The organism is Streptomyces sp. NPDC006140 (assembly GCF_040628815.1).
GTDB lineage: Bacteria > Actinomycetota > Actinomycetes > Streptomycetales > Streptomycetaceae > Streptomyces.
In genome coordinates this window covers 245,828-267,920 of record NZ_JBEXTS010000011.1, presented here as the reverse complement: position 1 = coordinate 267,920, position 22,093 = coordinate 245,828, and the positions used below count along the sequence as shown (strand labels likewise).

At 72.4% G+C, this 22,093-nt stretch carries 25 protein-coding genes; 8 read left to right on the top strand and 17 right to left on the bottom strand.

What is annotated here, in order from left to right; translation table 11 throughout:
- Entirely contained in the window at positions 1-537 is a 537-nt protein-coding gene (locus ABZ386_RS27680; RefSeq protein WP_358966267.1) for a hypothetical protein, read from the top strand.
- Here the strand turns inward: ABZ386_RS27680 and ABZ386_RS27675 are convergent.
- Genes ABZ386_RS27675 through tsaB form a run of 4 tightly spaced genes read right to left on the bottom strand, consistent with a single transcriptional unit; the run spans position 488 to position 2,976 of the window.
- Entirely contained in the window at positions 488-745 is a 258-nt protein-coding gene (locus ABZ386_RS27675; RefSeq protein ID WP_351337525.1) for a hypothetical protein, read from the bottom strand. The two genes, ABZ386_RS27680 and ABZ386_RS27675, sit on opposite strands and share 50 nt — an antisense overlap.
- The gene (tsaD, locus tag ABZ386_RS27670; RefSeq protein ID WP_351337527.1) at positions 742-1,827 is read right to left on the bottom strand and encodes a tRNA (adenosine(37)-N6)-threonylcarbamoyltransferase complex transferase subunit TsaD; all 1,086 of its coding nucleotides are present in this window, start codon (positions 1,825-1,827) and stop codon (positions 742-744) included. Before tsaD ends, ABZ386_RS27675 begins: the two co-directional genes overlap by 4 nt.
- On the bottom strand, positions 1,820-2,293 hold the full coding sequence (gene rimI, locus ABZ386_RS27665; protein WP_114257557.1) for a ribosomal protein S18-alanine N-acetyltransferase: 474 nt from the start codon (positions 2,291-2,293) through the stop codon (positions 1,820-1,822). The genes tsaD and rimI overlap by 8 nt, the downstream gene beginning before the upstream one ends.
- Before the next feature lie 29 nt (positions 2,294-2,322).
- Complete coding sequence (tsaB, locus tag ABZ386_RS27660; RefSeq protein ID WP_356501413.1) at positions 2,323-2,976, bottom strand: tRNA (adenosine(37)-N6)-threonylcarbamoyltransferase complex dimerization subunit type 1 TsaB; 654 nt, start codon at positions 2,974-2,976, stop codon at positions 2,323-2,325.
- A 113-nt stretch (positions 2,977-3,089) separates the two neighbouring features.
- Between tsaB and ABZ386_RS27655 the strand changes: the two genes are divergently transcribed.
- Entirely contained in the window at positions 3,090-3,644 is a 555-nt protein-coding gene (locus ABZ386_RS27655) for a hypothetical protein (RefSeq protein WP_355715485.1), read from the top strand.
- Positions 3,645-3,674: 30 nt separating this feature from the next.
- Here ABZ386_RS27655 and ABZ386_RS27650 read toward each other — a convergent pair whose 3' ends face one another.
- The 6 genes from ABZ386_RS27650 to ABZ386_RS27625 all read right to left on the bottom strand — a co-directional run bounded on the left by ABZ386_RS27650 (position 3,675) and on the right by ABZ386_RS27625 (position 10,036).
- Positions 3,675-3,872, bottom strand: coding sequence for a hypothetical protein (locus tag ABZ386_RS27650; RefSeq protein ID WP_355715482.1), 198 nt, complete (start codon positions 3,870-3,872; stop codon positions 3,675-3,677).
- A 164-nt stretch (positions 3,873-4,036) separates the two neighbouring features.
- The gene (gene tsaE / locus ABZ386_RS27645) at positions 4,037-4,555 is read right to left on the bottom strand and encodes a tRNA (adenosine(37)-N6)-threonylcarbamoyltransferase complex ATPase subunit type 1 TsaE (RefSeq protein WP_114254805.1); all 519 of its coding nucleotides are present in this window, start codon (positions 4,553-4,555) and stop codon (positions 4,037-4,039) included.
- Positions 4,524-5,780: an alpha/beta hydrolase gene (locus ABZ386_RS27640; protein ID WP_114254804.1), complete on the bottom strand. Its 1,257-nt coding sequence runs from the start codon at positions 5,778-5,780 to the stop codon at positions 4,524-4,526. The genes tsaE and ABZ386_RS27640 overlap by 32 nt, the downstream gene beginning before the upstream one ends.
- 129 nt (positions 5,781-5,909) lie before the next feature.
- Positions 5,910-7,076, bottom strand: coding sequence for an alanine racemase (gene alr, locus ABZ386_RS27635; RefSeq protein ID WP_351337540.1), 1,167 nt, complete (start codon positions 7,074-7,076; stop codon positions 5,910-5,912).
- A 61-nt stretch (positions 7,077-7,137) separates the two neighbouring features.
- Positions 7,138-8,025, bottom strand: coding sequence for a L,D-transpeptidase family protein (locus tag ABZ386_RS27630; RefSeq protein ID WP_356614487.1), 888 nt, complete (start codon positions 8,023-8,025; stop codon positions 7,138-7,140).
- A 562-nt stretch (positions 8,026-8,587) separates the two neighbouring features.
- Positions 8,588-10,036: an NAD(P)H-hydrate dehydratase gene (locus ABZ386_RS27625; protein WP_358966262.1), complete on the bottom strand. Its 1,449-nt coding sequence runs from the start codon at positions 10,034-10,036 to the stop codon at positions 8,588-8,590.
- A 158-nt stretch (positions 10,037-10,194) separates the two neighbouring features.
- On the opposite strand from ABZ386_RS27625, the gene ABZ386_RS27620 reads away from it, so the two are divergent.
- Positions 10,195-11,349: a hypothetical protein gene (locus ABZ386_RS27620; protein WP_351337549.1), complete on the top strand. Its 1,155-nt coding sequence runs from the start codon at positions 10,195-10,197 to the stop codon at positions 11,347-11,349.
- Positions 11,350-11,479: 130 nt separating this feature from the next.
- The gene (locus ABZ386_RS27615) at positions 11,480-11,752 is read left to right on the top strand and encodes a hypothetical protein (protein WP_351337552.1); all 273 of its coding nucleotides are present in this window, start codon (positions 11,480-11,482) and stop codon (positions 11,750-11,752) included.
- Positions 11,753-11,793: 41 nt separating this feature from the next.
- Here ABZ386_RS27615 and ABZ386_RS27610 read toward each other — a convergent pair whose 3' ends face one another.
- Entirely contained in the window at positions 11,794-12,165 is a 372-nt protein-coding gene (locus ABZ386_RS27610) for a holo-ACP synthase (RefSeq protein WP_114254800.1), read from the bottom strand.
- Positions 12,166-12,240: 75 nt separating this feature from the next.
- On the opposite strand from ABZ386_RS27610, the gene ABZ386_RS27605 reads away from it, so the two are divergent.
- Both ABZ386_RS27605 and ABZ386_RS27600 read left to right on the top strand, forming a co-directional pair.
- Positions 12,241-12,897: an ankyrin repeat domain-containing protein gene (locus ABZ386_RS27605; protein WP_351337555.1), complete on the top strand. Its 657-nt coding sequence runs from the start codon at positions 12,241-12,243 to the stop codon at positions 12,895-12,897.
- Positions 12,898-13,001: 104 nt separating this feature from the next.
- Positions 13,002-13,361, top strand: a complete 360-nt coding sequence (locus ABZ386_RS27600; RefSeq protein ID WP_114254798.1) for a hypothetical protein — start codon at positions 13,002-13,004, stop codon at positions 13,359-13,361.
- Positions 13,362-13,467: 106 nt separating this feature from the next.
- On the opposite strand, the gene glmS is transcribed toward ABZ386_RS27600, so the two are convergent.
- From glmS to ABZ386_RS27585, 3 genes are all read right to left on the bottom strand, one after another.
- Positions 13,468-15,315, bottom strand: coding sequence for a glutamine--fructose-6-phosphate transaminase (isomerizing) (gene glmS / locus ABZ386_RS27595; RefSeq protein ID WP_351337559.1), 1,848 nt, complete (start codon positions 15,313-15,315; stop codon positions 13,468-13,470).
- A 98-nt stretch (positions 15,316-15,413) separates the two neighbouring features.
- A complete protein-coding gene (locus ABZ386_RS27590; protein WP_351337562.1) occupies positions 15,414-16,223 on the bottom strand; it encodes an ABC transporter permease in 810 nt (269 codons plus the stop codon).
- Positions 16,220-17,233, bottom strand: coding sequence for an ATP-binding cassette domain-containing protein (locus ABZ386_RS27585; RefSeq protein ID WP_351337564.1), 1,014 nt, complete (start codon positions 17,231-17,233; stop codon positions 16,220-16,222). Before ABZ386_RS27585 ends, ABZ386_RS27590 begins: the two co-directional genes overlap by 4 nt.
- 172 nt (positions 17,234-17,405) lie before the next feature.
- On the opposite strand from ABZ386_RS27585, the gene coaA reads away from it, so the two are divergent.
- Positions 17,406-18,395, top strand: a complete 990-nt coding sequence (gene coaA / locus ABZ386_RS27580; protein WP_351337567.1) for a type I pantothenate kinase — start codon at positions 17,406-17,408, stop codon at positions 18,393-18,395.
- 16 nt (positions 18,396-18,411) lie between these two features.
- Positions 18,412-19,344 (top strand): DUF389 domain-containing protein, encoded by a 933-nt coding sequence (locus ABZ386_RS27575; RefSeq protein WP_358966260.1) that lies wholly within the window; start codon positions 18,412-18,414, stop codon positions 19,342-19,344.
- 101 nt (positions 19,345-19,445) lie between these two features.
- Here the strand turns inward: ABZ386_RS27575 and glmM are convergent, their stop codons facing one another.
- From glmM to rplM, 3 genes are all read right to left on the bottom strand, one after another.
- Complete coding sequence (glmM, locus tag ABZ386_RS27570) at positions 19,446-20,804, bottom strand: phosphoglucosamine mutase (RefSeq protein ID WP_351337573.1); 1,359 nt, start codon at positions 20,802-20,804, stop codon at positions 19,446-19,448.
- 165 nt (positions 20,805-20,969) lie between these two features.
- Positions 20,970-21,482, bottom strand: coding sequence for a 30S ribosomal protein S9 (gene rpsI / locus ABZ386_RS27565; protein WP_031118774.1), 513 nt, complete (start codon positions 21,480-21,482; stop codon positions 20,970-20,972).
- 42 nt (positions 21,483-21,524) lie between these two features.
- A complete protein-coding gene (gene rplM / locus ABZ386_RS27560) occupies positions 21,525-21,968 on the bottom strand; it encodes a 50S ribosomal protein L13 (RefSeq protein ID WP_019754543.1) in 444 nt (147 codons plus the stop codon).
- Between the last annotated feature and the right edge of the window lie 125 nt (positions 21,969-22,093).

The following is a 22,093-nucleotide window of genomic DNA, read 5'->3' as shown; positions in this document are numbered from 1 at the left end:
GTGGCGGTGGACAGGCTGGTGCACCACGAGTTGCGGGCCGTGCTGTCGGTTTTCGCGGCCCTGGCCGTCGCCCTGACGGCACTGGGTCTCGTGCGCGGGTTCTCCGCACCGGACAGGCCCGGCGCACTCGCGGGGTACTTCGGCGCCCTGCTCGCCCTCCTGGTCCTGTGGACCCTCCTGAAGGCGACCAGGATCAAGTGGTTCAGCCACGTGCGGGACTTCGAGAAGGCGGTACCGGTCGAGGACCTCGACGTGGTCCTGCCCGCCGACCGCTTCCTGCGCGACCAGCCGATCAGCCCGGGGCTCTTCGGGATGTACCTGGTCCTCGCGCTGCCCCTGTCCTTCTGGGAACCCTGGACGCTGGGCGTGCTCCTGTGGTCGGCCCTGGACTGGCTGGGCCAGGCCGCGCTGGTCGCCCACTGGGAGCGCCGCAACGGCCTGCTGCTGTGGCGGGGCCACGTCGGCGGCAGGCCGTGGGAACTCTCGGTCAGCCGACGCCCACCGACTCGAACCGCCACCGGTGCACGGCCCGCGTGACCAGCTCCCCGTCCGGCTCCGGCAGCTCGGGCAGCTCCGCGTCGTAGGGGGCGTCCCACCAGGTGATGACGAGGACCCGGTCCTGGGGGGCGCGCAGGGTCTCGCGGCGCAGCGGCTCACCGGTGAGGTCCTGGGCGCGGGCCCAGGCGAGCAGGTCCTCGCCCCGGCCGGGCACCGCCCGCGCCTCCCACATCAGCGCGACGGTCACGAGTACAGGTTCTCCTTGCTGACCTCGTGCACGTGGTCGTGGCCCGGGACGTGCGGTTCCGTCACCGGCAGCGAGGAGTCCGCGGGCAGGTCCCAGCTCGACGCGGCCCGGTTGCGCGCGACCATCTCGGCGCCGAGCGCGGCGACCATCGCGCCGTTGTCCGTGCACAGCTTGGGCCGCGGCACCCGCAGCCGGATCCCGGCGGCCTCGCAGCGCTCCTGGGCGAGCGCGCGCAGCCGGGAGTTGGCGGCCACGCCGCCGCCGATCATCAGATGGTCGACGCCCTCGTCCTTGCAGGCCCGGACGGCCTTGCGGGTCAGCACGTCCACGACCGCCTCCTGGAAGGAGGCCGCCACGTCCCGCACCGGCACCTCCTCGCCCGCCGCCCGCTTGGCCTCGATCCAGCGGGCCACGGCCGTCTTCAGCCCGGAGAAGGAGAAGTCGTAGGCGGGGTCGCGGGGGCCGGTCAGGCCGCGCGGGAAGGCGATCGCGTCCGGGTCGCCCTCCTTGGCGTACCGGTCGATGACCGGGCCGCCGGGGAAGCCGAGGTTCAGCACCCGGGCGATCTTGTCGAAGGCCTCGCCGGCCGCGTCGTCGATGGTGGCGCCCATCGGGCGGACGTCGGAGGTGATGTCCGAGGACAGCAGCAGCGAGGAGTGGCCGCCGGAGACCAGCAGCGCCATCGTCGGCTCGGGCAGCGGGCCGTGCTCCAGCTGGTCCACGCAGATGTGCGAGGCGAGGTGGTTCACGCCGTAGAGGGGCTTGCCCAGCGCGTACGCGTACGCCTTCGCCGCGGAGACGCCGACCAGCAGGGCGCCGGCGAGTCCGGGCCCGGCCGTGACGGCGACGCCGTCGAGGTCGCGGGCGCTGACGCCCGCCTCCTTCAGCGCGCGGTCGATGGTCGGGACCATCGCCTCCAGGTGGGCGCGGCTCGCGACCTCCGGGACGACACCGCCGAAGCGGGCGTGCTCGTCGACGCTGGAGGCGACGGCGTCGGCCAGCAGGGTGGTGCCCCGGACGATGCCGACGCCGGTCTCGTCGCAGGAGGTCTCAATCCCCAGAACGAGGGGTTCGTCAGCCATGGATCTCGGTTCCTTGTACGGAGTTCTCGGGGGCGGTCAGGCGCATCACCAGGGCGTCCACGTTGCCCGGCTGGTAGTAACCCCGCCGGACACCGATGGGCTCGAACCCGAACCGCTCGTACAGTTTCTGCGCGCGGACGTTGTCCACGCGGCACTCCAGCATCACCTCGGCGCACTCGAAGGCGGTGGCCGCGCGCAGCAGTTCGGCGAGCAGCCGCGCGCCGAGGCCGGTGCCCCACAGGTCGCGGGCGACGGCGATGGTCTGCACGTCGGCCTGCTCACCGGAGGCGACCAGACCGGCGTAGCCGACGATCCGGGAGCCGGCCTCGGCGACCACGTACCGCCGGTTGGCCTCGGGCCCGCGGGCGTGGGCCAGCTCGGACCAGAACATGCCCCGCGACCAGGCGTCGTCGGGGAACAGGTCCCGCTCCAGCTCCAGCACGGGGTCGATGTCCCACCAGCGCATCTCACGCAGCACGCACGTCACGGCATCGGTCACTTGGGGGTGACCACCTTGTAGTTCTTGGGGACCTGGGCGTCGGGGCGGCGCAGGTAGAGCGGCCGGGGCGCGGGCAGCTCCTCGCCGGCCGCCAGTCGCTCCGCGGCCAGGCGGGCCAGGGCGGCGGCGGACACGTGCTCGGGTTCGTGCGCCTTGGGGAAGGTGTCCGGGTAGAGCAGCGCGCCCGCGCCGACCGCGGGCAGGCCCGCGACCTGCTCGGCGATGTCGGCCGGCCGGTCGACGGCCGGGTCGGTGAGGCGGGTGCGGGAGTCGGCGTAGCGGGCCCAGTACACCTCCTTGCGGCGGGCGTCGGTGGCGACGACGAACGGGCCCTCCAGGTCGGCGGCGTAGGCGAGGCCGTCCAGCGTGCACACGCCGTGCACGGGGACGCCGAGCGCGAGCCCGAAGGTGTCCGCGGTCATCAGGCCGACCCGCAGCCCGGTGTAGGGGCCCGGGCCGATCCCGGCGACGACGTCCGTGACGGCGTCCAGCTTCAGGCCTGCCTCGGCGAGGACCCGGTCGATCGCCGGCAGCAGCAGTTCCCCGTGCCGCCGGGCGTCCACCTGACTCGACGAGGCGATGACGTCCTCGCCGTCGTGCAGCGCGACGGTGACAGCGGGTGTGGCGGTATCCAGAGCGAGCAAGAGCACGCAAACAGCCTACGGCTCCCCGGGGCCCGTGTCGGACGTACCTGCCGGGCCGTCACCTGCTGCTACCGTCACCTTCCGTCACGACACGGACGTACGACGTGAGGTGGGTGCCGGTGGCAGTCAGCAGCTCGGGAATCGTGGCCGGGCTCACCGCCGCGGCCCTCGCGACGGTCGGCTACCTCGCCCACCGGGCCGCGGAGACCGTCCCGGCCGGTCTCGGCCGGGCGCAGGCGGACGTCTCACCGGCGGTCGGCGCCCCGAAGGCGCCCCGGGTGAAGCGGGACCCCGCCGCGCTGCCCGCGGAGTCCGGCAAGGGCGCGCGGGTCGTGTACTCGCTGCGCGGCGACCGCGTGTGGCTGGTCGGCGCGGACGAGACGGTCACCCGGACGTTCGAGGTCGACCCGAGCGTGGTGGACCCGGCCCCGGGCAGCTACACGGTCACGTCCCGCTCGAACGCGGTCACCGGTTCCGACGGCGTCCCGGTCGAGCACGTCGTGCGCTTCGCCAGCGTTGACGGCGTGGTCATCGGCTTCAGCGCGGCCGTGGACGGCTCGACCGCCGCGCCCGACCCGAAGGTGCGCACCGGCGGCATCCGCGAGTCCCGGGCGGACGGCGACGCGATGTGGACGTTCGCGACGATCGGCCGCAAGGTCGTGGTGGTGCGCTAGCGGCTCCGCGGTCGTGCGTCGGCGGCTCCGCTAGGCCGCCTCGCGGTGGTCCTCCACCGGTTCGGCGAAGTCCGGCCCGGCGAAGTCCGGTTCGGCGAGGTCCGGCTCGGGAGCGCGCGGCGGCGTGGAGATCAGCGCCGCGGCCTCGCCCGCCGCCAGCAGGTCCCGCATGGACACCCCGGCGACCGCGAACGACAGCGGCTGCCCCTTGCTCTCTGTAGCCGACATGGACGCCTCCTGAAAGGCCGGGGGCGGACGTAGTTAGGTACACCTAACTACGGACTGGGTACCATGTGACCACGCCCGCGACACCCAACGCAACATCTTGCCGACGTCTTGTCGGAACGTTCATCAAAAGACCGCACCGGGTGCCACCGTTCGGGCGGCAGGGCTCAGGCGGCGAGCACGCTCAGGTCCGCGGAGGCCCAGCGTTCCCCCAGACCGGTGACGGTCATGTGCCGGACCTCGTCGGTCGTGTCGCCCACCGCCCGGTGGATGACGACCTGGAGCCGCTCCTCGGTCAGCTCCTCGACCTTGCCCTCGCCCCACTCCACGACGACCACGGACTCGGGCAACGAGACGTCGAGATCGAGGTCCTCCATCTCGTCAAGACCGCCGGACAGCCGGTACGCGTCGACATGGACCAAGGGCGGCCCGTCACCGAGCGAGGGGTGCACCCGGGCGATCACGAACGTCGGCGAGGTGACGGCCCCGCGCACGCCGAGCCCCTCGCCCAGGCCGCGCGTCAGCGTCGTCTTGCCCGCGCCGAGCTCCCCGCTCAGCATCACCAGGTCGCCCGCGCGCAGCAGTTTCGCGAGCCGGCGGCCCAGCTCCCGCATCTGCTCGGGGGACGTGACGACGATCTGGACGGATCCGGGCTCAGCCGGGTTGTGCGGTGCTGCTGCTTCCATAGCCCTTCACGGTAGCCCCTGCGGGCACGGCACCCGTGCGGGTGAGCAGGTCGGCGAGCCGGTCGGTGACCACTTCCGGGTGTTCCAGCATCACCAGGTGCCCCGCGTCCGGCACCAGCACCAGCTCCGCGTCCGGCAGCAGATCGGCGATCGCCTCGCTGTGCTCACTCGGCGTGACCAGGTCCTGCACGCCGGCCAGGACGAGGACCGGCATGTCCGCGAAGTACGCGAGCGCCTCGGTCTTGTCGTGGTCGTTGAACGCCGGGTAGTACTCGGCGACCACGTCGATCGGCGTGCTCTCGATCATCCGCTCGGCGAACCGGGCCACGGCCGGGTCGACGTCCCGGGACGCGAAGGAGTACCGCTTGATGATCCCGGCGAACAGGTCCGCGGTGGCCCGGCGGCCCTTCTCCACCAGCTCGGCCCGCTGCCCCAGCGCCTTCAGCACCCCGGGCAGCACCCGCCGCACCGCGTTGACACCGGCGACGGGCAGCCCGTAGTTGACCTCGCCGAGCCGCCCCGAGGACGTCCCCACGAAGGCGACCCCGACGACCCGCTCGCGGACCAGCTCGGGGTACTGGTCGGCCAGCGCCATCACCGTCATGCCGCCCATGGAGTGCCCCACGAGCACGATGGGCCCCTCGGGCACGGCCGCGTCGATGACGGCCTTCAGGTCGCGGCCCAGCTGCTCGATGGTGACCGGCTCGTCGTCCCGGTTCTGGGCGACGCCCCGCCCGGAGCGGCCGTGGCTGCGCTGGTCCCAGTGCACGGTCCGCACGACGCCCCGCAGGGCCGCCCGCTGGAAGTGCCAGGAGTCCTGGCTGAGGCAGTAGCCGTGGCTGAAGACGACCGTGACGGGCGCGGGTGCCTTGCGGCCGAAGAGCCGCCGGCGGCGCGAGCCGATGGCCGGGGCGGCCTCCGGGTCGAGGTCGTCGACCTCGTAGTACAGCTCCGTGCCGTCGTCGGCGAACGCCTTGCCGGGCATGCCGCGCAGCGAGCCGTAGGGGCCCGCCGAGTCCAGCGCGAGCCGGGCCTTCTGGCGCATGCCCCGGCCGACGGTCATCCGCTCCAGGGCGACACCGGCGGCCGCGCCCGCGGCCACCACGCCTATCGCGACTCCGGCGATGCCGGTCGCCCGGCGCCAGCCTCCCGCGGCCGTCGCGGCGGAGGCCGCGACGGCCGCGGAGGCGACGTCCGCGACGACCTCCGCACTGCTCTCGCTCACGTACCGCTCCTCTTTCGCCGGGCTGCTGATCGGGTGACGCACTGGGTCGGATGATGCCGTGTGGCTGGTGTTGCCCGTGTTACCAGGGTGCCTGTCGTTCTTCTGGTGACCGGTTCTCCCCTGTGCGAGTTACCCGTCCTGTTCCTCATTCACATAGACGCGGGGAACGCGCGTTCCGATCCGGGTCACGATCTCGTAGGCGATGGTTCCGGCCGCCTGCGCCCAGTCCTCGGCGGTGGGCTCACCGCGGTCCCCGGGCCCGAAGAGGACCGCCTCGGCGCCCGGCGCGGGCTCGTCGCCGCCCAGGTCGACCACGAACTGGTCCATGGCGACCCGCCCGGCGATGGTGCGCCACTTGCCCTCGACCAGCACCGGGCCGGCCGAGGAGGCGTGCCGCGGGATGCCGTCGGCGTACCCCAGCGGGACGAGGCCGAGGGTGGTCGCGCCGGGCGTCACGTACCGGTGCCCGTAGCTGACGCCGTGCCCGCCCGGGACGTGCTTGACCAGGGCCAGCGAGGCGGACAGCGTCATCACCGGGCGCAGTCCGAAGTCGGCCGGGGTGCCCAGCTCGGGGCTGGGCGAGATGCCGTAGGTGGCGACGCCGGTGCGGACCAGGTCGAAGTGGCTCTCGGGGACGGTGAGCGTGGCCGGCGAGTTGGCGATGTGCCGGACCTCGGGGCGGACGCCCTGCCGCTCGGCGTACGCGACCATCTCGCGGAAGCGGTCGAGCTGGGCGGCGATGGAGGGGTGGCCGGGCTCGTCGGCACAGGCGAAGTGCGACCACAGTCCCGTGACGCGCAGCAGCCCCTCGGCCTCGGCGCGCAGCGCGGCGCGGACCAGCTCGGCCCAGTCGCCGGGCTGGCAGCCGCCCCGCCCGAGCCCCGTGTCGGCCTTGAGCTGCACGCGGGCGGGCCGGTCGGCTTCCCGGGCGGCCCGGGTGACCTCGTCCAGGGCCCACATCCCGCTGACGGACACGTCGAGGTCGGCCTCGATCGCCTCGCGCCAGGGCCCGCCGGGCGTCCACAGCCAGCACATGATGCGGCCCGGCAGCCCGGCGGCCCGCAGGGCGAGGGCCTCCTCGGGCGTGGCCGTGCCCAGCCAGCTCGCTCCCGCGGCGACGGCGGCGCGGGCGCACGGCACAGCCCCGTGGCCGTACGCCTCGGACTTCACCACGGCCATCAGGGCGGCGCCCGGCGCCTGGGCACGCAGGGCCCGCACATTGGCCCGCAGGGCGGCCAGGTCGATCTCGGCGCGGGCCCGCAGGGGCGCGGTCCGCGGGGCTGTTCTCTCGCTCATCGCGCCCAGTGTCTCAGAGGGCCCCGACAGCCCCGAGGCAGCGGGCCCGCCAGCAGGTCGCCTACGTCCCGGGCCGCCGCCCCCATACGAACACCCGGTCGCCTTTCTTCAGCACGCCCCACAGCCGCCGGGCGTCACCCACGGTGAGGTTGACGCAGCCCATCGAGCCGACGGCGGTGTGGAGGCTGCCGTAGACGCCGTGGAAGGCCTGCCCGCCGCTGAAGAACTGGGAGTAGGGCATCGGTGTGTTGTACAGCGTCGACCAGTGGTTCTTGTGCCGCCAGTAGATGGTGTGCCACCCGGCCCGCGTCCGGTACCCGGCCCGCCCGCTGCGGATCGGCACCGCCCCGAACACGACCGTCCTGCCCTTCTGCACCCACATCAGCTGCCGGCTGAGATCCACACAGGCCACGGGATGGTTCCGCACCGGGCACATCCCGGCGGCGTTCGGATTCGAGCGCGCCGACAGGTACCGCATCCGCGACCAGGTCACCGGCCCGGCGAACCCGATGGCCGGTTCGATCCCCTGCCGTACCTGGAACGCCCGGATGGCCCGGCAGTCCGCCGCCGACTGCCTCCCGTCCACCCGCAGCCCCAGCCACCGCTCGACCTGCCGCTGATACGGCCCGGCCTTCCGCGTACAGCTCACCCGCGCGACCGCCTCCCCCAACGGCACGTACTCGACGAGCGCGTACGTCCCCGGCACCGCGCTGCGCGGCTCGACGGCCTCCTCGTCGGCCGACGGCGTGTAGACGGCCGGCGGCAGCGCCTGGTCGGGCGTGTCCACGGACCAGGGCTGCGCCGGCCCCGGCGCGACCCCCGGGACCAGCTCACCCAGGGGCCCCGGAGCGGGCGGCACGGGAACGGCACCGGCGACCCCGACGGGCAGCGCGGCGACGAGGGCGAGCAGGACGGCGAGGCCACGGCTGGCGGTACGTCTACGGGTCATACGATCAGAAAAGCGCGGGCACCCAAAGCCGCCGGGTCGCCGCGCGGCGGGAGTCACCCGGAGGCATCAGCCACACACGAGCCCGCCCGTCGCCACGCCCGCCCGTCCCGCCCGGCGCCACGCTCTCCCGTCCCGCTCGGCCACATCCCTGCCCGTCCGGCGCCGCGCCCTCCCCGTCCCACTCAGCCACACGCGAGCCCGTCCGTCGCCGCGCTTCCCGTCCCATCTCAGCCACACGCGAGCCCGTCCGTCGCCGCGCTTCCCGTGCCACCCAGCCAAGCCACATCCCAGCCCACCCGACACCGCTGCGCTCCCGTCCCGCCCAGCCACACCCCAGCCCGTCCAGCGCCGCACCCTCCCGCCCCCGCTCAACCACAACCCACCCCGCCCGGCGCCGCACCCTCCCGCCCCGCCCAGCCAGATCCAGCCCGTCCGGCGCTTGAGGACGAGGCCGTTCAGGCCGAAGCGGGGGCCCGGGGGCGGCAGCCCCCGGACTCGGGACGGGAAGGGGCGGAGGGGGCGACCCACCCCCACAGCAACCCCCACCCACCCGCACGCGCACTCACCCCAGCACGTTCCGCCACGCCCGAGGAATCCCCTCCGCCACGTCATGCGCCCCCACCGGCGCCCCCTCCGCAGCCAACCGCCCCGCAAGCCCGTGCAGATACGCCCCCACACTCCCCGCGTCCACCGCCGACAGCCCCGCCGCCAGCAACGACCCGGCCAGCCCCGACAGCACGTCCCCGCTCCCCGCCGTGGCCAGCCAGGACGTCCCCGTCGGGTTCACCCGCACCGCCCCGCCCCCCGAGTCGGCGACCAGCGTCGTCGACCCCTTCAGCAGCACCGTCGCCCCGTACCGCCCCGCCAGCTCCCGCACCGCCGCCAGCCGGGCCCCCTCGACCTCCCCGCGCTCCACACCCAGCAGCGCCGCCGCCTCCCCGGCATGCGGCGTCATCAGCGTCGGCGCCCGGCGCCCCCGCACGGCTCCCGCGTCGGCGAGCCGCAACCCGTCCGCGTCGATCAGCACCGGCACCTCCGCCGCCAGCACCTCCCCCACCGTCGCCGCGTCGTCCCCGGCCCCCGGCCCGACGACCCACGCCTGCACCCGCCCCGCGTGCTTCGGCCCCTGTTCCGACACGAGCGTCTCGGGAAACCGCGCGATGACCGCGTCCGCGGCCGGCCCGACGTACCGCACGGCCCCGGCGCCGCCCCGCAGCGCCCCGGCGACCGCCAGCACCGCGGCCCCCGGGTACCGCGCCGACCCGGCGGCGATCCCGACGACCCCCCGCCGGTACTTGTCGCTCTCCGCCCGCGGCACCGGCAGCAGCCGGGCCACGTCCACGTGCTGCAACGCCTCCAGCTCCGGCTCGACGGGCAGCTCCAGCCCGATGTCGACCAGCCGGACCGAGCCCGCGTACTCCCGCGCCGGGTCGATGAGCAGCCCCGGCTTGTGCGTCCCGAACGTCACCGTCGCATCGGCCCGGACGGCGACGCCCCGCACCTCCCCGGTGTCGACGTCGACCCCGCTGGGCAGGTCGACGGCGACGACGGCGCCCCGCGTCCGCCCGGCGGCGGCGGCCAGCGGCACCGCGTCCGGCCGCAGCCCGCCCTTCCCGCCGATCCCGACGATGCCGTCGACGACGAGATCGGCCCCCTCGATCAACTCCTCGGCGCTCCGGCCGCCCGGGGCCTCACCGGCCGCCACGGCCCGCCCCCCGGCCCGCCGCAACGCCGCGAGCCCCGCCGCATGCGCCCGTTCCGGCGCGAGCAGCACCGCCGTGACCCCGGCACCGCGCCGGGCCAGCCGGGCCCCGGCGAACAGCGCGTCACCTCCGTTGTCCCCGCTGCCGACCAGCAGGACGACGCGGCTGCCGTACACCCGCCCCAGCAGATCGGCGCAGGCGGCGGCGAGCCCGGCGGCGGCGCGCTGCATCAGCGCCCCCTCCGGCAGCCGCGCCATCAGCTCCCGTTCGGCGGTCCTGACCGTCTCCACGCTGTACGCACTACGCATGCGGTCGAGTTTCCCGTACGACCGCCCGGCCACTCCCCCGCAGCTCGCGCAACTCCCGTCCGTGTCGCATCCATTGACGCTTTGCCGTCCCTTTGCCAGACTCCCGGCGCGCAGAAAGCGCTTGCACACCCCCCACGTTCGACGAAACCGAGGCCCCCATGGGACGCAGAGCCGCATTCCTCGCCGCCGCCGGTGCCACCGCCCTCCTCACCGCCGCCGGCACCCTGACCGCCCCCGCCACGGCCGCCCCGACGCGAGCGCTGGCCTGCGGGGACGGTTCGTACCAGGCCGAGGCCGTGCAGAGCGGCAGCAACTGGACCGCCCGGCGCGGCGGCAGCACGGTCTACACCGGCACCGACATGCGCGCCGCCGTCCAGGCGGCGGTCAACAGCCTCTCCGCCGGGCGCACGGCGAAGGAGCGGGTCGTGGTCCGCGGCTCGGGCTCGATCTCGGCGGGCTCCCGCATCTCGCTCCCGAGCTACACCGTCCTCGACGTCTGCGGCACCATCAACGTCACCGGCACCGGCTCGGGCGACCAGGCGCCGGTCTACTCGCGCGGCACGCGTGACGTCGAGGTCCAGAACCTCAAGCTGACCGGCACCCCGCTGTACGGCATCTTCCTGCGCAATGTCCAGAACGTCGTGCTCGGCCAGATCGACATGCGCCTCTCCCGCGGCCTGGGCGTCCGCATCGACAACCGCGGCGACACCAGCCAGTGGACGCGCAACGTCCGTATCGACAACGTCTACGTCTCCGGCGCGTCCAGCCACGCGGTCGAGACCTACGGCGTGGACGGCATCACCATCGGCACCGTCACCGCCCGCAACGTGGGCGAGTCGGGCCTCCTGCTCAACCAGACCATCAACGCGAACGTCACCAAGGTCGACGCGGAGAACGCGGGCACGGGCACCGGCTACGCCGCCTTCCGCATGGCCAACCGCAACGGCCGGGTGGGCAGCGGCTACCCCACCAACATCCGGGTCGGCGAGGTCATAGCGCGCGGCGGCGGACGCGGCGTGTTCTGCGTGTCGGAGAGCGGCGGGGCCGTCATCAACAAGGTGACGCTCTCCAACACCGGCAACAACTCGGTGCTGATCGAGAACTGCTACAACGTCAGCCTCGCGGCGCAGAGCGGCACGATCACGGGCGGCGGCGAACTGCGGCTGGCCGCGCGCTCGGAGTTCCCGAACAACAAGGACATCACCATCCAGAACCTGACGGTCACCAACTCGGCCATCAGGGAGAGCCCCTGCGGCGAGAACACGACGTTCCGCAACATCACCCGGGTGAACAGCAGCCAGTCGATCTGCTGACCCGGCTCCCCGAAGCCCCCGCCACCCGGCAACTACCCGCCCGGCGGGGGCCTCGGGCCCCTGGACCGCACCCCTGGGCGTATGATCGAGCCGTGTTTTGAACTCGTTCAAAAAGGGGGATCGGCAGAACATGACCAGCGCGACAGCACCCAAGGACACAGACAGCCCCGCCACCGCCCTCGGCCCCACGGCCCTCGTCCTCGGCGCCTTCTCCGCGGCCGGCACCTGGGCGTTCCTCATCCCCTGGACGGTGCTCGCCGGAGCGCTCGCCCTCACCTTCGGGACGATGGGCGTCCACTACGCCCGCCAGGGCACGGGCCGCATGTGGCCGGCGGCTGCCGGCGCGACCCTGGGCACGGCGGGCCTCCTCGGCACGATCCTGCTCGTGTGGGGCATGGCCTAGGGGGTGCCCGCCGGGCAGGCCCCACCCGCGGCGCGGGCCGCTCACCCCTCCGCGATCACGACGGCGGAGGCCACCCCCGCGTCATGGCTCAGCGACACGTGCCAGGACCGCACCCCCAGCTCGGCGGCCCGGGCTGCGACGGTTCCGCGCACCCGCAGCCGGGGCTGCCCGCTGTCCTCGACGAACACCTCGGCGTCCGTCCACAGCAACCCGGCGGGAGCGCCGAGCGCCTTGGCCAGCGCCTCCTTGGCGGCGAACCGCGCGGCCAGCGAGGCGACACCCCGCCGCTCCCCGCTGGGCAGCAGCAACTCCCGCTCCACGAACAGTCGCTCGGCCAGCGCGGGCGTACGCTCCAGTGACGCCGCGAACCGGTCGATCTCGGCGACGTCGATCCCGACCCCGATGATGCTCATGCCCAGCACCCTACGGTCCGACCGGGGCGTTCCCCGCCCGCACCACCTCCCCGCCTGCCGCCTAGCATGATCGGCATGGAATGGGACGGCCTCACCGACCGTGAGCGCTACAACGACTGGTACCTGAAGGAGCGCGACCGGTTCGCGGACCTGGCCCGGGACGCCGACTGGGACGGCGTGTTCGCGGAGCTGGCGGAGCATCCCGAGCGGGTCAACCTCGCCCGCCCCGGCAACCGCAGCGGATTCGCGCCGCTGCACCAGGCCGCCTGGCACGGCGCCGGCATCGGGGTCGTCTCCCGGCTGATCGCGCACGGCGCCTGGCGCACACAGCGCACCCGGGACGGTCGGCTCCCGGTGGACATCGCACGGGAGCGGGGCCACACGCAGCTGCTGGAACTGCTGGAGCCGGTCGCGGTCCGCCAACTCCCCGCCCCCGCCGACGCGTTGGAGCGCCACTTCCACGCGATGCTGCGGGAGCGTACCGGCAGCTGCTTCGACGAGATCGAGCACCTCCTGCCACCGCTGGCCCCTCTGACGGAGGGCATGGACGTGCGGATCTTCTTCCGGGTGGTCGGCATGATGGGCGGCTTCCACTACCGCCTGCACGCGGACATGGTGCATGTGCACGGTAGTTCGCGGATGGACTCTTACCTCGGGGACTTCTACCAGGTGACCCCGGACGGCTGGACCAAGCTCCCCTTCAGTCCGAAGCCACCGCTGCCCTGGACCTAGCCGCATACCGAGCCCCCGATCTTGAACTCCCCCTCCCCCTTGTACAGTTCGCGATGACCGCGATGTGCAAAACGGCATCGCACACGCAACGGGAGGAAACAGCTTTGAAGTTGAAGTCTCTGGGCACCGCACTGACCACTGCGGCCCTCGTGGCTACAACCCTCACCGGCACCGTCGCCACCGCCGGCACCGCCGCCGCGGCGACGAAGCCGGACTGCAGCAGCGCGCTGGTCAACGTGAAGCCGAAGGAAACCGTCAACCTCCGCAGCGCGCCGAAGACGAGCGCCACGGCTCTCGGCACCTGGGGCAAGGGCAAGAAGGGCGGGATCTGCTTCGGCGACCGCAAGCCCACCACAGGTGGCAGCTACACGGCCTGCGGCAAGAAGAGCAACAAGTGGTACTTCGGCGGTCCCAACAGCACCAGCAAGGAAGGCTGGGTCCCGGCGACCTGCCTGCCCATCTGAGCCGGAGCACCTGACGGCCTGACCGGCTGACCAAGGGGGCGAACGGAACCGAGCCGTTCGCCCCCTGTTCACGCGCCGGGCACAGCAGGGCGCTCGCTTCCCCACTTCACTCCACGGTCACCGACTTGGCCAGGTTCCGAGGCTGATCCACCTCGTTCCCCCGCGCCGTCGCCAGTTCGCACGCGAACACCTGCAACGGCACCGTGGCCACCAGCGGCTGCAGCAGGGTCGGCGTGACCGGGATCCGGATCAGATGATCCGCGTAGGGCACGACCGCCTCGTCGCCCTCCTCGGCGATGACGATCGTCCGCGCGCCGCGCGCCCGGATCTCCTGGATGTTGGACACGATCTTGTCGTGCAGCACCGACCGCCCGCGCGGCGACGGCACGACCACGACGACCGGCAGGTCCTCCTCGATCAGCGCGATCGGCCCGTGCTTCAGTTCCCCCGCCGCGAACCCCTCGGCGTGCATGTAGGCGAGTTCCTTGAGCTTCAGCGCGCCCTCCAGGGCGACGGGGTAGCCGACGTGCCGCCCGAGGAACAGCACCGTGTTCTTCGAGGCCAGCGTGCGCGCCAGCTCCCGCACCGGCTCCATGGTGCCCAGCACCTGCTCCACCGCGCCGGAGATCGAGGACAGGTCCCGGATCACGGCCCGGATCTCGTCGCCCCACTTGGTGCCCCGCACCTGGCCGAGGTACAGCGCGACCAGGTAGCAGGCCACGAGCTGTGTGAGGAACGCCTTGGTGGAGGCGACGGCGACCTCCGGCCCGGCGTGCGTGTAGAGCACCGCGTCGGACTCGCGCGGGATCGTCGAGCCGTTGGTGTTGCAGATGGCCAGCACCTTGGAGCCCTGCTCGCGGGCGTGCCGCAGCGCCATCAGCGTGTCCATGGTCTCGCCGGACTGGGAGATGGCGATGACCAGCGTCTGCGCGTCCAGGATCGGGTCCCGGTAGCGGAACTCACTGGCCAGCTCCACCTCGCACGGGATGCGCGTCCAGTGCTCGATGGCGTACTTGGCGATCATCCCGGCGTGGAAGGCGGTGCCGCACGCGACGATGACGACCTTGTCGATCTCGCGCAGCACCCGCGGCGGGATCCGCACCTCGTCCAGGGTCAGCGAACCGGAGCCGTCGATCCGGCCCAGCAGGGTGTCGGCGACCGCCTTGGGCTGCTCGGCGATCTCCTTGAGCATGAAGTAGTCGTAGCCGCCCTTCTCCGCGGCCGAGGCGTCCCAGTCGACGTGGTACGAGCGGACGTCGGCCGGGCGGCCGTCGAAGCCCGTCACGGTCACGCCGTCCCGGCGCAGCTCCACGACCTGGTCCTGGCCCAGCTCGATCGCGGAGCGTGTGTGGGCGATGAACGCGGCGACGTCCGAGGCGAGGAAGGCCTCGCCCTCGCCGACGCCCACCACCAGCGGCGAGTTCCGCCGGGCGCCCACCACCACGTCGGGCTCGTCGGCGTGCACCGCGACCAGCGTGAACGCGCCCTCCAGCCGCCGGCACACCAGCCGCATCGCCTCGGCGAGGTCCGCGCAGGAGGAGAACTCCTCGGCGAGCAGATGGGCGACGACCTCGGTGTCGGTCTCGGAGGCCAGCGCGTGGCCGCGCTCCGCCAGCTCCGCCCGCAGCGCGGCGAAGTTCTCGATGATGCCGTTGTGGACGACCGCGACCCGGCCCGCGTTGTCGATGTGCGGGTGGGCGTTGGCGTCGGTCGGTCCGCCGTGGGTGGCCCACCGGGTGTGGCCGATGCCCGTCGCGCCCGTCGGCAGCGGCCTGCCGTCCAGTTCCTTCTCCAGGTTGAGGAGCTTGCCTGCCTTCTTGGCCGTCGCGAGCCCGCCGTCGGCCAGGACGGCGACACCCGCCGAGTCGTAGCCCCGGTACTCCAGCCGCTTCAGCCCGGCCATCACGACCTCGAGCGCCGACTGCGGCCCCACGTATCCCACGATTCCACACATGGAACGGCAGCTTAGGGTCGATTCCCGTGCCGAACCGGCCGTTGCGTGCCCGAAATCGGAAATTCCCACCGGGGTACGAACAGCTCGGTGCCCCGCTGTCAGACCTTCGCGCGATACGCCCTCATGGCCAGCGGGTAGAAGACGAGCGCGATGCCCGCCGCCCACACCAGCGACCACAGCACCGGCTCCGCCACCGGCCCGCCGAGCAGCAGCCCGCGGAACGCGTCGGACAGGTGCGTGACCGGGTTCACGTCGCTCCACGCCTGGAGCCAGCCCGGCATGGTGTCGACGACGACGAACGCGCTGCTGGTGAAGGTGATCGGGAAGATCAGCGTGAAGGCGAACGCCTGCACCTTCTCCGCGTCCCCGGCCAGCATCCCGATCAGCACCGCGCTCCAGGAGACGGCCGCCGCGAACACCACCACCAGCAGCACCCCGAGCAGGAACCCGCCGAAGCCGCCGGTGACCCGGAAGCCGAGCGCGAGTCCGAGGCCGATCATCAGCAGCATCGCCCACACGTGCTTGGCGAGGTCGGCGGTGATGCGCCCGACGAGCGGGGCGGAACGGGCGATGGGCAGGCTGCGCAGCCGGTCGAAGACGCCCTTGGTGAGGTCGGTGTTGAGGGCCATAGCCGTGTACATCGTCATGAACAGGGTGTTCTGGACGATGATCCCGGGCAGCGCGTACTTCAGGTACGCGTCGGGCGACCCGGCCATCTGCCCGCCCAGCACATAGGTGAACAGGAACACGAACATGATCGGCGTGATGCTGTAGTCGACCAGTTCGAGCGGGTTGTGCTTGACGGCGACCAGGCTCCGCCAGGCCATGGTGAAGGTCTGCCGCAGTCCGGCGAGGGCCGGCACCCGGCCCGACCCGGTGACCGGTGCCGTGAGGGTGGTGGCGGTCATGACCGGCTCACCGCCTTCTCCCGCTCGTCCTCGTCCTCGCCCCGGACGGCCGCGCCGCCGTCCTGCTCGGGCTCGCCCGGCTCCGCCCGGTGGCCGGTCAGAGCGAGGAAGACCTCGTCGAGCGAGGAGCGGCGCAGGGCCAGCTCTCCGACGGCGATCCCCTCCCGGTCCAGCGCGCGCACCACGGCCGGCATCAGCTCGGGGTCCTTCACCGGGGCGGTGACCGTCTCGCCCTCGATCCGGGCCTCGGCGCCGGCGGCCCCGGCCACCAGCGCGTGCGCCCGTTCGAGGTCCTGCCCGAGGATCGGCCGCAGCTCCAGCACCTGCCCGCCGACCTGCGCCTTCAGCCGGTCGGGCGTGCCCTCGGCGATCACCCGGCCCTTGTCGATCACCACGATGTCGTCGGCGAGCACATCGGCCTCGTTCAGGTACTGCGTGGTCAGCAGGGCGGTCGCCCCGTCCGCGACCAGGCCGCGCAGCAGGTCCCACAGCTCACCGCGGCTGTGCGGGTCGAGGCCGGTGGTCGGCTCGTCGAGGAAGAGGATGCTGGGCCGGCCGACCAGGCTCGCCGCCAGGTCCAGGCGCCGGCGCATACCGCCCGAGTAGGTCTTGGCCGCCCGCCCGGCCGCGTGCGTCAGCTGGAAACGCTCCAGCAGCTCACCCGCCCGCGCCTTCGCCTCCCGCCGCGGCAGCCCCAGCAGCCGGCCGATGAGCAGCAGGTTCTCCGTGCCGGTGAGGTTCTCGTCGACCGCCGCGTACTGCCCGGTCAGACCGACCAGGGAGCGCACCACCCCGGCCTCCCGGACCACGTCGTGCCCGGCCACCCGGGCCCGGCCCGCGTCGGGCCGCAGCAGCGTGGCGAAGATCCGCACGGCGGTGGTCTTCCCGGCGCCGTTGGGACCCAGCAGCCCGAGGACCGTGCCCTTGCGGGCCGCCAGATCGACACCGGCCAGCGCCTCGGTCTCCCGGAACCGTTTGACCAGGCCTTCCGCCTCTATCGCATACGTCATGGGTCACCCCTCGGGGTCCGTGGACCCCGGGCTGGGCCCACCCTTCCCACAACTGTGACGCACGCCACTGACATTCCTCCCTTTGGCCGGTTTTCTCCCCTGCCGAAGGGCCGAAAAGCCCGCGTGACGGATCCCACCTCACCGTCCGTTCGTACGCCCGTAACAATGGACTGTGATCTCTCCGGTCTCCTCGATGCCCCGGAGCGCCCACCGGCCCCGCCCGGAGGCGACTCCCTACGTCGACCTCACCCGAGCCGAGTGGAGCGCGCTGCGCGACAAGACGCCGCTGCCGCTGACGGCCGAGGAGGTCGAGAAGCTGCGCGGTCTCGGCGACGTGATCGACCTGGACGAGGTGCGGGACATCTACCTCCCGCTGTCCCGGCTCCTCAACCTCTACGTCGGCGCCACGGACGGCCTCAGAGGGGCGCTCAACACGTTCCTCGGCGAGCAGGGCTCCCAGTCCGGCACCCCGTTCGTCATAGGAGTCGCCGGCTCGGTCGCCGTGGGCAAGTCCACGGTCGCCCGTCTCCTGCAGGCCCTGCTCTCCCGCTGGCCCGAGCACCCGCGCGTCGAGCTGGTCACCACCGACGGCTTCCTGCTGCCCACCAAGGAGCTCCAGGCCCGCGGCCTGATGTCGCGAAAAGGTTTCCCCGAGTCCTACGACCGCCGGGCGCTGACCCGCTTCGTCGCCGACATCAAGGCCGGCAAGGACGAGGTCACCGCCCCCGTCTACTCCCACCTGATCTACGACATCGTCCCCGACAAGCGGCTCACGGTCCGCCGCCCCGACATCCTGATCGTCGAGGGCCTGAACGTCCTCCAGCCCGCCCTGCCCGGCAAGGACGGCCGCACCAGGGTCGGCCTCGCCGACTACTTCGACTTCAGCGTGTACGTCGACGCCCGCGTCGAGGACATCGAGCACTGGTACCTCAACCGCTTCCGCAAGCTGCGCGCCACCGCCTTCCAGAACCCGTCCTCGTACTTCCGCAAGTACACCCAGGTCTCCGAGGAGGAGGCCCTCGACTACGCCCGGACGATGTGGCGCACGATCAACCGGCCCAACCTGGTCGAGAACATCGCCCCCACCCGCGGCCGCGCCACGCTCGTGCTGCGCAAGGGCCCGGACCACAAGGTGCAGCGCCTGAGCCTGCGCAAACTGTGACCGTTACGCTGCCGCCATGCTGCATCTGCGCCTGATCACGCCGTCCGAGAAGACGGGTGACGTGGTCCGTCTGATCGAGGGGACGGTCGGTACCACGCATCTCGTCGTGCTGCCGGGCGCGGCCCGCGATCCCGACGGCGACGTCGTGATGTGCGACGTGGCCCGGGAGGCGGGCGACGAGCTCCTGGGCCGCCTGCGGGACCTGGACCTGGAGGACTGCGGCTCGATCGCCGTCGAGAACATCGACCTGTCGCTGTCGAAGCGGGCCGACAAGGCGGAGGCCGACGCGCCGGGCGAGGGCGCGGACGCGGTGCTGTGGGAGCACCTGACCGACGCCACCCACGAGGAATCGACGCTGTCGGTCACCTACCTGGCGTTCCTCACGCTGGCCACCATGATCGCGGCCTGCGGTGTGGTGCTGGACAACGCCATCCTGATCGTGGGCGCGATGGCGGTGGGCCCGGAGTTCGGCCCGCTCGCCGGCATCTGCACAGCGGTGGTGCAGCGCGCGCCCCGCCTGGCGCTGCGCTCGCTGACCGCCCTGCTGGTGGGCTTCGCCGTGGCGATGGCGGTGACGGTCGGCTTCAGCCACTTCATGGACGCGGTGAACCTGTTCACCGAGGGGAAGCTGGAGAGCGACCGCCCCAACACCGGCTTCATCTACGCCCCCGACTGGTTCTCCTTCGTCGTGGCGGTCCTGGCCGGCATCGCCGGCACCCTCTCCCTGACGTCGGCCAAGTCGGGCGCCCTGGTCGGCGTGGCCATCTCGGTGACCACCGTCCCGGCCGCGGCGAACGCGGCCGTGGCCCTCAGCTACGGCGACATGAAGCAGACCTGGGGCTCCACGGAACAACTCCTGCTCAACCTGCTGGGCATCATCCTCGCGGGCACGGCGACACTCGCCCTCCAGAAGTGGCTCTGGGCCAGGCAGCGCAAAGCCACACCCTGAGGGGCATCGCCGCCAGGGGCGCGGGGAACTGCGCGACAAGCCACACACCACCGGCAGCCCGCAGACACCCGCAGCCCCCGCCCCGAACCCGGAACGGCCGGCTAACCCAGCGCGGACTTCACCACATCGGCCAGCCGCCCCGCCACCGACCGAGCCTGCTCGATATCAGCCGCCTCGACCATCACCCGAACCAACGGCTCGGTCCCGGAGGACCGCAGCAGCACCCGCCCGGTCGACCCGAGCTCCCGCTCCGCGTCCGCGACCGCCGCCGCCAGCTCCGCGGACGTCTTCACCCGGGACTTGTCCACGTCCCGCACATTGATCAGCACCTGCGGCAGCCGCTCCATGACGGAGGCCAGCTCCCGCAGCGGACGCCCGCTCCCGGCGACCCGCGCCGCCAGCATCAGCCCGGTCAGCGTCCCGTCGCCGGTCGTCGCGTGGTCGAGGACGATCACGTGCCCGGACTGCTCGCCCCCGAGCGCGAACCCGTGCTCCTTCATCTCCTCCAGCACGTACCGGTCGCCCACGGCGGTCTGCACCAGCCGGATGCCCTCGCGCTCCATGGCCAGCTTGAAGCCCAGGTTGGACATCACGGTCGCCACGACCGTGTCGGACCGCAGCGCGGACTGCTCCCGCATCGCCAGGGCGAGCACGGCGAGGATCTGGTCCCCGTCCACCTCCTCGCCGGTGTGGTCCACGGCGAGGCACCGGTCGGCGTCACCGTCGTGCGCGATACCGAGGTCGGCCCCGTGCTCGACGACGGCGGCCTTGAGCAGGTCCAGGTGGGTCGAGCCGCACCCGTCGTTGATGTTGAGCCCGTCCGGCTCGGCCCCGATCGTGACGACCTCGGCACCGGCCCGCTGGAACGCCTCGGGCGAGACCCGGGCGGCGGCGCCGTGCGCCTCGTCCAGGACGACCTTCAGCCCGTCGAGCCGGTTCGGCAGGACACCCAGCAGATGCGCGACGTAGCGCTCGAAGCCCTCCTCGTACTCCCGCACGCGGCCCACCCCGGCCCCGGTCGGCCGGTCCCACGGGGCGCCGGTGCGGTGCTCCTCGTAGACGGACTCGATCCGGTCCTCCAGCTCGTCGGCGAGCTTGTGCCCACCGCGGGCGAAGAACTTGATGCCGTTGTCGGGCATGGCGTTGTGGCTCGCGGAGAGCATCACCCCGAGGTCGGCGCCGAGCGACCCGGTCAGGTACGCCACCGCCGGCGTCGGCAGCACACCGACCCGCAGGACGTCCACACCGGCGCTGGCGAGGCCCGCGACCACGGCGGCCTCCAGGAACTCCCCGGACGCGCGCGGGTCACGCCCGACGACCGCCGTCGGCCGGTGCCCCTCGAACGTGCCCGCCTCGGCCAGTACGTGCGCCGCGGCCACGGAGAGGCCCAGCGCCATCTCCGCCGTCAGATCCGCGTTGGCGACACCGCGCACGCCGTCCGTGCCGAAGAGTCGTCCCACTGTGCTGTCCTCCGAATTGCTGAAGAGAATGCGGCTCACATCCCCGAGTACCTCCCTGAGACTGTCCGGGAGCGGTCGGGGTTGTGTAAACGAACCGCCCCGGCAGCACAGTCCGTGCCGCCGGGGCGATCGTTGCGAAGCCAGTCGCCAGGACAGGCGACGTGTTTAGCGCTTGCTGTACTGCGGAGCCTTGCGGGCCTTCTTCAGACCGGCCTTCTTGCGCTCGACCGCACGGTCGTCGCGGCGGAGGAAGCCGGCCTTCTTCAGCGGACCGCGGTTGTTGTCCACGTCGGCCTCGTTCAGCGCGCGGGCGACACCGAGACGGAGCGCACCGGCCTGACCCGAGACACCGCCACCGGCGATGCGGGCGACGACGTCGTAGCGGCCCTCGAGCTCCAGCACCTTGAAGGGCTCGTTGACTTCCTGCTGGTGCACCTTGTTCGGGAAGTAGTCCTCGAGGGTGCGACCGTTGATCTTCCACTTGCCGGTGCCCGGGACGATCCGGACGCGGGCGATGGCGTTCTTGCGACGGCCCAGGCCGGCGGCCGGCTGGGGCTCGCCGAAGCGGGACGCCATGGACTCCGAGGTGTACTCGCCCTCGACGGGGACCTCGGACTCGGTGGTGTAGCTGTCGATGTCAAGCTCTTCGAGCGGCTGCTCGGCAGTGGTCTCGGCCACGATTCTCCTCAGATTCTCTTCAGTCTTAGGGGGTGGCCGGACTTACTGCGCGACCTGGGTGATCTCGTACGGCTGCGGCTGCTGCGCGCCGTGCGGGTGCTGGTCACCCTTGTAGACCTTCAGCTTCGAGAGCATCTGACGGCCCAGAGTGTTCTTGGGGAGCATGCCCTTGACGGCCTTCTCGATGGCCTTCTCGGGGTTCTTGTCGAGCAGCTCGTCGTAGCGGACGGAGCGCAGACCACCCGGGTAGCCGGAGTGGCGGTACGCCATCTTCTGGGTCCGCTTGTTGCCGGACAGGTGCACCTTGTCGGCGTTGATGATGATGACGAAGTCACCAGCGTCGACGTGCGGCGCGTAGATCGGCTTGTGCTTGCCCCGGAGAAGGGTCGCTGCGGTGGAGGCGAGACGGCCCAGGACGACGTCCTGAGCGTCAATGACGTGCCACTGGCGCGTCACATCGCCGGGCTTGGGGCTGTACGTACGCACGGTTCGTAGCCTTCGCTTCGAGTGAATGGTCCTGAACAGGTCACCGAAACGATCACGACAGCCTTGACCGCACTGCGGTGACGCAAACCGCGTGCTGGTCGCTGGTCATCGGCCCGGTGGACCGG

Coding starts and splice junctions, on each gene's coding strand:
- tsaD (WP_351337527.1), bottom strand. CDS start 1,827: ATGGCTGACGAACCCCTCGTTCTGGGGATTGAGACCTCCTGCGACGAG.
- rimI (WP_114257557.1), bottom strand. CDS start 2,293: ATGCGCTGGTGGGACATCGACCCCGTGCTGGAGCTGGAGCGGGACCTG.
- ABZ386_RS27650 (WP_355715482.1), bottom strand. CDS start 3,872: ATGTCGGCTACAGAGAGCAAGGGGCAGCCGCTGTCGTTCGCGGTCGCC.
- tsaE (WP_114254805.1), bottom strand. CDS start 4,555: ATGGAAGCAGCAGCACCGCACAACCCGGCTGAGCCCGGATCCGTCCAG.
- alr (WP_351337540.1), bottom strand. CDS start 7,076: ATGAGCGAGAGAACAGCCCCGCGGACCGCGCCCCTGCGGGCCCGCGCC.
- ABZ386_RS27630 (WP_356614487.1), bottom strand. CDS start 8,025: ATGACCCGTAGACGTACCGCCAGCCGTGGCCTCGCCGTCCTGCTCGCC.
- ABZ386_RS27625 (WP_358966262.1), bottom strand. CDS start 10,036: ATGCGTAGTGCGTACAGCGTGGAGACGGTCAGGACCGCCGAACGGGAG.
- ABZ386_RS27620 (WP_351337549.1), top strand. CDS start 10,195: ATGGGACGCAGAGCCGCATTCCTCGCCGCCGCCGGTGCCACCGCCCTC.
- ABZ386_RS27615 (WP_351337552.1), top strand. CDS start 11,480: ATGACCAGCGCGACAGCACCCAAGGACACAGACAGCCCCGCCACCGCC.
- ABZ386_RS27610 (WP_114254800.1), bottom strand. CDS start 12,165: ATGAGCATCATCGGGGTCGGGATCGACGTCGCCGAGATCGACCGGTTC.
- ABZ386_RS27605 (WP_351337555.1), top strand. CDS start 12,241: ATGGAATGGGACGGCCTCACCGACCGTGAGCGCTACAACGACTGGTAC.
- glmS (WP_351337559.1), bottom strand. CDS start 15,315: ATGTGTGGAATCGTGGGATACGTGGGGCCGCAGTCGGCGCTCGAGGTC.
- ABZ386_RS27590 (WP_351337562.1), bottom strand. CDS start 16,223: ATGACCGCCACCACCCTCACGGCACCGGTCACCGGGTCGGGCCGGGTG.
- ABZ386_RS27585 (WP_351337564.1), bottom strand. CDS start 17,233: ATGACGTATGCGATAGAGGCGGAAGGCCTGGTCAAACGGTTCCGGGAG.
- ABZ386_RS27575 (WP_358966260.1), top strand. CDS start 18,412: ATGCTGCATCTGCGCCTGATCACGCCGTCCGAGAAGACGGGTGACGTG.